Source organism: Streptomyces sp. NPDC058685, from assembly GCF_042714725.1.
Taxonomy (GTDB): domain Bacteria; phylum Actinomycetota; class Actinomycetes; order Streptomycetales; family Streptomycetaceae; genus Streptomyces.
The window spans coordinates 19,237-28,778 of the sequence record NZ_JBHXSL010000071.1; the positions used below are offsets into that span (position 1 = coordinate 19,237).

The window sequence follows — 9,542 nt, forward strand, 5'->3', positions numbered from 1 at the left end:
CGGGAAGGAGCGCAGCTGTGCTTCGCGTCGCCGTTGTGGGATCGGGACCCAGCGGGGTCTACACCGCTCAGGATCTCGTCCAGCAGAGCCAGGTTCCGGATGTGCGGGTGCACGTTCTGGACCGGCTTCCCTGCCCCTACGGACTCGTGCGTTACGGGGTCGCACCCGACCACGAGAAGATCAAGTCCCTGCAGAACAACCTCCGCGGTGTGCTGGAACAGGAGCGGATCGATTTCGTCGGGAACATCGAGGTGGGAGCGCACGGGCTGACTCCCGGGCGTCTGCTGGAGCTCTACCACGCGGTCGTGTACTGCGTGGGAGCCGCCCGGGACCGCAGACTCGACATCCCCGGCGAGGATCTGCCCGGCAGTTACTCGGCCACCGACTTCGTCTCCTGGTACAGCGCGCACCCCGACGCCGCGGGCAACGACTTCGCGCTCGGCGCCCGCTCGGCCGTCGTGATCGGCGTGGGCAATGTGGCCGTCGACGTGGCCCGCGTCCTGGCCCGCGGAGCGGACGAACTGCGGCCCACCGACGTGCCGGAGGGCGCGCTCGGCGCATTGGCGCTGAGCCGGGTGCGCGATGTGCACATGGTCGGCAGGCGCGGCCCCTCCCAGGCCAAGTTCACCACCAAGGAACTGCGCGAACTCGGCTCGCTGCCCTCGGCGGAGGTCGTCGTCGAACCGGCCGACCTCTCACTGGACCCGGTGTACGCGGACACCTCGGGCGCCCTCGCGGCCGCCCTTCCCGCGGTCGGCCGGCGGAATGTCGACGTCGTACGCGGCTGGGCGGCCCAGCCGTCGCGCGGCCTGGACCGCCGGATCCATCCGCGGTTCTTCCTGCGTCCGGTGGAGTTCGTCGAGGAGCACGGCCGGGTCGCGGCCGTACGGTTCGAGCGGACCGTGCCGGACTCCGGCGGTTCGGTGCGGGGCACCGGGACGTACGAGGAGATCGAGGCGCAGCTGGTGCTGCGCGCGGTCGGGTACCGGGGCGTGCCGCTGCCCGGCCTGCCGTTCGACGCGGCGCTCGGGACCGTGCCGCACACGGCCGGACGAGTCCTGCGGGACGGGGTCCCGTCGCCCGGGGAGTACGTGGCGGGCTGGATCAAGCGCGGCCCGACCGGAGTGATCGGGACGAACCGGCCGTGCGCCAAGGAGACGGTGGCCTCGCTGCTGGAGGACGGCGCCGCGCTGGCGCTGCGCTCCGTGGCGGCGGATCCGGTGGCGGAACTGCGGGCGGCGGGACACCACCCCGTGGAGTGGACGGGCTGGCAGGCCATCGAGGCGGCCGAGGCCGCGCTCGGTGAGACGCTCGGGCGACGGTCCGTCAAGATCCCCGACTGGGACGGGCTTCTGGGCGCCGCGGCCGGCGACACCGCGCGCTGAGGCTATGCCTCGCCGAGGCGGTCGGCCTGCCGGGCCGCCGCGGCGAGGACGCTGTCGAGCAGCCCCGGGAACAGCGCGTCGAGGTCGTCACGGCGCAGTCCGTTGAGCTTCGCCGTGCCCTGGTACATCTGCCGGATCACACCGCTCTCCCGCAGCACGCGGAAGTGGTGGGTGGTCGTCGACTTGGTGACGGGCAGGTCGAAATGGGAGCAGGAGAGCGCCTCGCCGGTGGCCGCCAGCTCCCTCAGCACGAGCAGCCGCATGGGGTCGGAGAACGCGTGGAGCACGCCTTCCAGCCGGATCTCGTCACGCGTGGGGTGAGCGAGCTCGCGGGGGCTTGTCGTGGTGGTCACGGCTGCTCCACTTCGTCCGGGGCTCTCATTGTACGAGAACCCTCGTAGTTTGACACACGCCGTACTACGATGCGTATCGTACGAGTCGCGGGGCCGGGACTGCCGAGCACCCGTGTCCCGGTCGCACCCGTACCCGTTCCTCGCCCTGCCACCCGCCGTACACCGGCCCCGCCCGAATGGAGTCCGTCGTGAGCGCGCTGTTCCAGCCTTACACCCTGCGATCGCTGACCATCCCCAACCGCGCCTGGATGGCGCCGATGTGCCAGTACTCGGCAGAGGTGAGCGGACCGGACGCCGGCGCCCCCACCGACTGGCACTTCGCGCACTACGCGGCCCGCGCCACGGGCGGCACCGGCCTGATCCTCGTCGAGGCCACGGCGGTCGCCCCCGAGGGCCGGATCAGCCCCGCGGACGTCGGGATCTGGAACGACACCCAGGTCGAGTCCTTCCGCCGGATCACCCGCTTCGTGAAGAGCCAGGGCACCACCATCGGCATCCAGCTGGCGCACGCCGGGCGCAAGGCTTCGACGGACCGCCCCTGGAAGGGCGGCGGGCCGGTGGCCGCCGGCGACCACGGCTGGCAGCCCCTCGCGCCCAGCCCGCTCCCCTTCGACGAGGGCCACCCGGTTCCCGACGAGCTGACGACGGCGGAGATCGAGGAGATCGTCGGGCAGTTCGCCGCCGCGGCCCGCCGAGCGCTGGACGCCGGCTTCGAGATCGCCGAGATCCACGGCGCACACGGCTATCTGATCGGCGAGTTCCTCTCGCCGCACACCAACCACCGCACGGACGAGTACGGCGGCTCCTTCGAGAACCGCGCCCGGTTCCCGCTCGCGGTCGTCGACGCGGTACGGGCCTCTTGGCCCGACGAGCTGCCGCTCTTCTTCCGCATCTCCGCCACCGACTGGCTGGACGAAGGCGGCTGGACGGCCGACGACACCGTCCGCTTCGCGGCCCTGCTCAAGGAGCACGGCATCGACCTGCTGGACGTCTCCTCCGGCGGCAACGCCCCGCGCGTGACCATCCCGACCGGCCCCGGCTACCAGGTGCCGTTCGCCGCGCGGGTGCGGGCCGAGACCGGTCTCCCGGTCGCCGCCGTCGGCATGATCACCGACGCCGAGCAGGCGGAGAAGATCATCGCGAACGGGGAGGCGGACGCCGTCCTGCTCGGCCGCGAACTGCTGCGCAACCCGTCCTGGGCCCGGCATGCCGCGCGCGAACTCGGCGGGGAGATCCGCGTCCCGGAGCAGTACCTCCGCTCCGTCTGAACCGGCGGTACGACGAGGCGGCACACGAAGGGGCGGCACCCTGACAGGGGTGCCGCCCCTTCGTCGTCCCACGTCCCCGCGTATCCCACGTCCCCGCGTATCCCACGCCTCGTCGTGTCCCACGCCTCGTCGTGTCCCACGCCTCCGTCGTATGCGCCCGCCGCCGTGCCGTCGCCGCGCACCGATGACTTTCGCCTTCCGGAACGGTCTGTTCTCCATGACGTCCGCCCGGGCCGACCGCGACCTACGGGCCACTGTCGGTGGCCGGGTGCAGACTGACCCTTATCCGCGACAACGGCGTCCTGGAGGCACACGACCATGTCCGACGTACTGCTCACCGTAGGCACCCGCAAAGGACTCTTCATCGGCCGCAGAAGCGGCGGATCATGGGACTTCGACGGCCCGCACTTCAACGCGCAGGCCGTGTACTCGATCGGCATCGACACCCGCAGGGCCGTGCCCCGGCTGCTCGTCGGCGGCGACAGCGCGCACTGGGGACCGTCGGTGTTCCACTCCGACGACCTCGGGAAGACCTGGGTGGAGCCCGCCAAGCCGGCGGTGAAGTTCCCCAAGGACACCGGGGCCTCCCTGGAGCGCGTCTGGCAGCTGCATCCCGCGGGCCCCGAAACCCCCGACGTGGTCTACGCGGGCACCGAGCCGGCCGCCCTGTTCCGCTCGGAGGACGGCGGAGAGACATTCGATCTCGTACGGCCCCTGTGGGAGCACCCGACCCGCTCCCAATGGGTGCCGGGAGGCGGCGGTGAGGCCGTGCACACCGTGGTGACGGACCGGCGCGACCCGCAGTCGGTGATGGTCGCCGTCTCGACGGCGGGTGTGTTCCGCTCCCGCGACGGCGGCGAGAGCTGGGCGCCGTCCAACAAGGGCGTGTCCGCGGTCTTCCTGCCCGACCCCGACCCGGAGTTCGGCCAGTGCGTCCACAAGATCGCTCAGGACGCCGGGGATCCGGACCGGCTGTATCTCCAGAACCACTGGGGTGTCTTCCGCAGCGACGACGCCGGCGCCAAATGGACGGACATCGGAGCGGGCCTGCCCTCGGACTTCGGCTTCGCCGTGGCCGCGCACCCGCACCACCGCGACACCGCGTATGTCTTCCCGATCACCGCGGACGCCGACCGGGTGCCCGCTGGCCGCCGGTGCCGGGTGTACCGGACCACCGACGCGGGCGGCAGCTGGGAGGCGCTGTCGGCCGGACTGCCCGAGGGCGATCACTACGGCACGGTGCTCCGGGACGCTCTGTGCACCGACGACGCCGACCCCGCCGGGATCTACTTCGGCAACCGCAACGGCGAGGTGTACGCCAGCGCGGACGACGGAGACAGCTGGCAGCAGCTGGCCTCGCATCTGCCGGACGTGCTCTGCGTACGGGCTGCGGCCATGAGTTGAGGGTCGAGGTCACCGCACCAGTAGAGTGACGCCCCGTGGCAGCACGACCGTTGAAGGACATTGTGGAACCGGGATGGGCCGACGCCCTCGAACCGGTGGCCGAACGCATCGCCGCGATGGGCGACTTCCTGCGCGCGGAGATCGCCGCCGGACGCACCTATCTGCCGGCCGGACCGAATGTGCTGCGTGCTTTCCAGCAGCCGTTCGAGGACGTACGGGTGCTGATCGTCGGCCAGGACCCGTATCCGACACCCGGGCACGCGGTGGGGCTGAGCTTCTCCGTCGCGCCCGAGGTGCGGCCGGTGCCGGGCAGCCTGGACAACATCTTCCGGGAGATGCACGCGGACCTCGGGCACCCCCGGCCCTCGAACGGCGATCTGACGCCCTGGACCCACCAGGGTGTGCTGCTGCTGAACAGGGCGCTGACCACCGCACCCCGCAAACCGGCGGCCCACCGCGGCAAGGGCTGGGAAGAGGTGACCGAACAGGCGATCCGGGCGCTCGTGGCGCGTGGCAAACCGCTGGTCTCCGTGCTCTGGGGGCGTGACGCCCGCAATCTGCGTCCGCTGCTCGGTGACCTTCCGGCGATCGAGTCCTCGCACCCCTCCCCCATGTCGGCGGACCGGGGCTTCTTCGGCTCGCGCCCGTTCAGCCGGGCCAACGACCTGCTGCGACGCCAGGGCGCGGAGCCCGTCGACTGGCAGCTTCCGTGACCGCGAGCCGGGTCCTCGGAGTGGACTCGGGCGGTTCCGGACTGCGTGTGGCCCTCGCCGACGTCTCGGCGCCCCGGCGTGCCGAGTCGCTCGCCTCGCGGGAACCGGTGCGTACCGGCGGCTCGGGCATCGACGCCGGGCACCTGCTGGAGCAGCTGCTGCCGATGGCGCGTGCCCTGCTCGACCGGGCCGGCGGCGGCGAGGTGTCCGCGGTCGCGATCGGCGCCGCGGGGATGGGGACGCTCGGCGGGCAACTGCGCGCGGAGCTGCCCGCCGCGCTGGGCGAGTCACTGGGCGTCGGTCGCCTCGCGCTCGCCGCGGACGCCGTCACGGCGTATGCGGGGGCGCTGGGTCAGCGTCCCGGCGCGGTGGTCGCCGCGGGCACCGGTCTGATCGCGCTGGGCACGGATCTCTCCGCCTGGCGGCGTGCCGACGGCTGGGGTCATCTGCTCGGTGACAGCGGCGGCGGAGCCTGGATCGGCCGGGCCGGACTGGACGCTGCGCTGCGGGCGCACGACGGGAGGCGCGGCGGTTCCGCCGCGTTGCTCGCCGCGATGGAGTCGGCATTCGGTCCGGCGCAGGAACTGCCGGCCGCGTTGTACCCGCGTACCGACCGGCCGGCCGTGCTGGCCTCCTTCGCGCCGGAGGTGGCGCGCTGCGCCGCGGACGGTGACGAGGTGGCGGCGGACATCCTCGTCCGGGCCGCCGGGCACATCGCGGAGTCGGCGTCGGCCGTGTGCCCTCCGGCCGGCGGAGGGGCCGGCGTTGTCGCGGCCGACGCTCCCCAAGTGGCGCTGACGGGCGGCCTGTTGAAGATGGGCGACCCTCTGCTCGTACCGCTGAGGGCCGAACTCGCCGCTCAACTGCCCTCCGCCCGGCAGGTCGCCGCGGCCGGGGATCCGCTCGACGGCGCGCTTCTCGTCGCGTCCGCGCTGGCACAGGACACGCTGCGGCTGCCCTGCCATCCGACCCTGCTGTACGTCCCGGCAGAGCAGGGCAGATGAGACACCGCGAACTCATCGGATAAATACGGACAGACGACGCGGGACCGCCCCCTCCCCGAACAGCCGCACCCACAAAACCAGTAGCATGCGGCGCCATGAGCTCCCCCACTGGGCCGGCATCCGGCCTGCCTGTACGAAGCCCGCGACCGCGTCAGTCCGGACGGCACCGCCGTCCGGAACCCGTGGCCGCTCCCGAGGGCGCGCCCGCGCTTGTGCTCGCCGTGCCCGGCGCTCCCGGGCCCTCCACCCGGAGCCTGGCCGAAGAGGTCATAAGCATCGCCCGGTCCGAGCTTCCCGGCCTCGAGGCCGGCATCGGTTACCTCGACGGCGACGACGCCGAGTACCCCACGCTCGAGACCGTGCTCGCCCACACCGCCGCGCGCCGGACCGAGCGGTACGAGATCGCGAGAGCGGCCGGCCGTGAAGTGGCGGAGCCCGAGGGTCCCGCCGCCGTCGTGGTGCCGCTGCTCGCAGGGCCGGACAACGTCCTGATGCGCCGCATCCGCCAGGCCGTCATGGACAGCCGCGCCGCCGCCGAGCTGACGGACGTCCTCGGTCCGCACCCGCTGCTCGCCGAGGCGATGCACGTGCGGCTGTCCGAGGCGGGTCTGGCCCGCGCCGACCGCGCCCGGCTGTTCACCGTCGCCACGGCCGCCGACGGCATCATCCTGGCCACGGTGGGCGGTGACGAGGCCGTCCAGGCCGCCGGCATCACCGGCATGCTGCTCGCCGCGCGGCTCGCGGTACCGGTCATGGCCGCGGCCCTCGACCAGGAGGGCGCCGTCGCCGCGATCGGCGACCAGCTGCGCGGCTCCGGTTCGACGCAGCTCGCCCTGGCGCCGTACCTCGTCGGCCCCGAGCTGCCCGAGGGTCTGCTCGACGCCGCGGTGAAGGAGGCCGGCTGCGCCGCGTCCGAGCCGCTGGGCGCCTACCCGGCGATCGGCAAGCTGGTGCTGTCCCAGTACGCGGCCGCTCTGGGCATCAGCCCGCAGCCGCAGGGCTCGCCCGCCCACTGACGCACACCGCACGACGCGTCGGGCCCGCACCGTTTGCTCGGTGCGGGCCCTTCCCGCAGGGCGGGGTGGCCCCGGGGGCGCGTCAGGCGAAGATCACGCAGGAGGCCGCGGGGGCGTCCAGGGAGCCCGCCCGGTGCGGCACTCCGGTGTCGGGGTCGATGTCGAACCAGGTGACGTTGCCGGAGCGCTCGTTGGCCGCGTAGAGCCTGCGGCCGGTCGGGTCCAGGACCAGGTCACGCGGCCAGTGGCCGCCGCACGGGACGGTCGTGACCAGCTCCGGCCGTTCACCGCTCTCGTCGAGCGCGAGGACGGCGATGCTGTCGTGTCCGCGGTTCGCGGCCCACAGATGACGGCCGTCGTGCGAGACCACCACCTCCGAGGGATAGACGGGCCCGTCCGTGCCGTCGGGCAGCACGGGCGTCTCACCGACCGGTTCGAGCACGCCGGCGTCCGCGTCCCAGCGGCAGACGGTGAGCGTCGGCTCGAGCTCGTTCAGCACATAGGCGTGCGTGCCCGCGGGGTGGAACGCCAGATGGCGGGGTCCGGTGCCGGGGCGCAGTGCCGTCTCGCGGTGCTGGGTCAGTTCGCCGGCCTCCGGGTCGAGCGCGAAGACGCGTACGGCGTCGGTGCCGAGGTCGACGCCGAGGACCCAGCGTCCGCTGGGGTCGGGCAGCACCTGGTGGGCGTGCGGACCGCGCTGGCGGTCCGGGTGCGGCCCGGCTCCCTCGTGCTGCAGCACACCGCTGGCCGCGTCCGGCTCACCGCCGCTCTTGACGCGGAGCACGCTCACGCTGCCGGAGCCGTAGTTGGCCGTGAGCAGATGGCCGTCGCTGTAGGCGAGATGGGTCGGTCCGGCGCCGCAGACGGGCACCCGGCCGCCGATCGGCCGGGGGGCCGAGCCCTGCACGTCGAAGGCCGCCACGGCCCCTTCAGAGGTCTCGGAGACGGCATAGAGGACCGGCCCGCCGGGGGCCGTCGCCAGCGTGAGATACGAGGGGTCCGCGAGCGCGTCGCTGGCTCCCGTCTCGGTCAGGGCGCCGGTCGTCCCGTCCACGGCGGCGGCGATGATCCCCCGGCCGCCGGCGGAGGTGAAGGACCCGATGAATGCCCGTCCGGTGTTCGTGTTGCCCACGCCGTTCCCTCCCACTGTTCCCACGGATCTCTCGTGCCCCGCTGATCGCTCCTGCCCCGCTGATCGTTGGTGGCCCGGCCGACGGTAGCAGCGGTCTAGACCAAGTGTCGTCACCCGTTCCAAACCCCGGCGGCACGAGCGCGGGCATCGGGATGATGGACGTACGCGGGTCTCCACTCGGTCGCGTCGTAGGTGCGGTGGAAGACGGGGGTCGCCGAGCCCGACATCGGTGGCACGATCCACGACCAGTCGGCGCCGACCCCGCGCCCCCGGCTCTCCTCCCGGTCGATGTGGGTGAGGAAGCGGCGCGACTCGGTGTGATGGTCGGTGACGGTGACCCCGGCGCGGTCGAAGGAGTGCAGGACGGCACGGTTCAGCTCCACGAGCGCGCGGTCCTTCCAGAGCGAGCGGTCCGTGGTGGTGTCGAGGCCCAGGAGCTGGGCGACGCGCGGCAGCAGGTCGTAGCGGTCGGTGTCGGCGAGATTGCGCGCGCCTATCTCGGTGCCCATGTACCAGCCGTTGAACGGCGCCGCCGGGTAGCAGACCCCGCCGATCTCCAGGCACATGTTGGCGATCGCCGGGACGGCGTGCCAGCGCAGACGGAGGTCGGCGTACCAGTCGTCCTCGGGGTGTCTCAGCTCGACCTCCAGCACCGCGTCCGGCGGCAGGTCGAACAGGCGGGGCTTGCGGTCGGCGTCCTCGACGACCAGCGGCAGGACGTCGAAGGGCGTACCGGGCCCGCCCGGCCAGCCGAGGCGCAGGGCGAGTTCGGTGAGACCGGCGTTGCGCGGGTCGCCGACGACGGCTCCCCCGCCGGTGCGGTAACCCGCGTACCGCACGAGCTGTTCGTTCCAGATCCGCGGGCCGGGCCGGTCGGGGGTGTCCGGGGCGAACACGGTGATCAGGGGCCGGATATGGCCGCCGTTGGTCGCCTCCCGCAGATGGAGTGCCGCCTCACGGGCGACGGATTCGGCGTCCTCGACGTGGCGGCGGTCGCGGACGCGCAGGGAGCGCCAGTACAAGCGGCCGATGCAGCGGTTGCTGTTGCGCCAGGCGACCCGTGCGCCGTAGGCGAGTTCGTCGGCGGTGTGCCGGTAGGTGCCGGTCGCGTCGATCTCCGCGCGGACGGCGGCGATCCGGGCGGCCGGGTCCACTCCCGGGCGCTCCTCGCGGTGGTGGAGCCGGACGAAGTCCTCGGCCTCCTCGACCGGTACGCCCGTCGCGTGGGGCGTGACGACGCCCGGCCGGCCGGAGCCGGTGACGGGGC

At 73.1% G+C, this 9,542-nt stretch carries 9 protein-coding genes; 6 read left to right on the forward strand and 3 right to left on the reverse strand.

The features are described from left to right. Window positions 1-17 precede the first annotated feature (17 nt). Window positions 18-1,385, forward strand: coding sequence for an FAD-dependent oxidoreductase (locus ACFWU3_RS33440; protein ID WP_384444927.1), 1,368 nt, complete (start codon window positions 18-20; stop codon window positions 1,383-1,385). Window positions 1,386-1,387: 2 nt separating this feature from the next. Here ACFWU3_RS33440 and ACFWU3_RS33445 read toward each other — a convergent pair whose 3' ends face one another. Further along, window positions 1,388-1,738: an ArsR/SmtB family transcription factor gene (locus ACFWU3_RS33445; protein ID WP_384444929.1), complete on the reverse strand. Its 351-nt coding sequence runs from the start codon at window positions 1,736-1,738 to the stop codon at window positions 1,388-1,390. Between the two features lie 188 nt (window positions 1,739-1,926). Between ACFWU3_RS33445 and ACFWU3_RS33450 the strand changes: the two genes are divergently transcribed. The 5 genes from ACFWU3_RS33450 to ACFWU3_RS33470 all read left to right on the forward strand — a co-directional run bounded on the left by ACFWU3_RS33450 (window position 1,927) and on the right by ACFWU3_RS33470 (window position 7,143). After that, complete coding sequence (locus tag ACFWU3_RS33450) at window positions 1,927-3,006, forward strand: NADH:flavin oxidoreductase/NADH oxidase (protein WP_384444931.1); 1,080 nt, start codon at window positions 1,927-1,929, stop codon at window positions 3,004-3,006. A 318-nt stretch (window positions 3,007-3,324) separates the two neighbouring features. Further along, window positions 3,325-4,410: a WD40/YVTN/BNR-like repeat-containing protein gene (locus ACFWU3_RS33455; RefSeq protein WP_384444933.1), complete on the forward strand. Its 1,086-nt coding sequence runs from the start codon at window positions 3,325-3,327 to the stop codon at window positions 4,408-4,410. A gap of 35 nt (window positions 4,411-4,445) precedes the next feature. Continuing rightward, window positions 4,446-5,123: a uracil-DNA glycosylase gene (locus ACFWU3_RS33460; RefSeq protein WP_384444935.1), complete on the forward strand. Its 678-nt coding sequence runs from the start codon at window positions 4,446-4,448 to the stop codon at window positions 5,121-5,123. Then, complete coding sequence (locus tag ACFWU3_RS33465) at window positions 5,120-6,127, forward strand: N-acetylglucosamine kinase (protein WP_384444936.1); 1,008 nt, start codon at window positions 5,120-5,122, stop codon at window positions 6,125-6,127. Before ACFWU3_RS33460 ends, ACFWU3_RS33465 begins: the two co-directional genes overlap by 4 nt. 95 nt (window positions 6,128-6,222) lie before the next feature. Further along, entirely contained in the window at window positions 6,223-7,143 is a 921-nt protein-coding gene (locus ACFWU3_RS33470; RefSeq protein WP_384444938.1) for a sirohydrochlorin chelatase, read from the forward strand. A gap of 82 nt (window positions 7,144-7,225) precedes the next feature. Here ACFWU3_RS33470 and ACFWU3_RS33475 read toward each other — a convergent pair whose 3' ends face one another. Then, a complete protein-coding gene (locus ACFWU3_RS33475; protein WP_384444940.1) occupies window positions 7,226-8,275 on the reverse strand; it encodes a lactonase family protein in 1,050 nt (349 codons plus the stop codon). A 110-nt stretch (window positions 8,276-8,385) separates the two neighbouring features. Further along, the coding region (locus ACFWU3_RS33480) for a nitric oxide synthase oxygenase (RefSeq protein ID WP_384444941.1) at window positions 8,386-9,542 on the reverse strand (1,157 nt) is incomplete at its 5' end.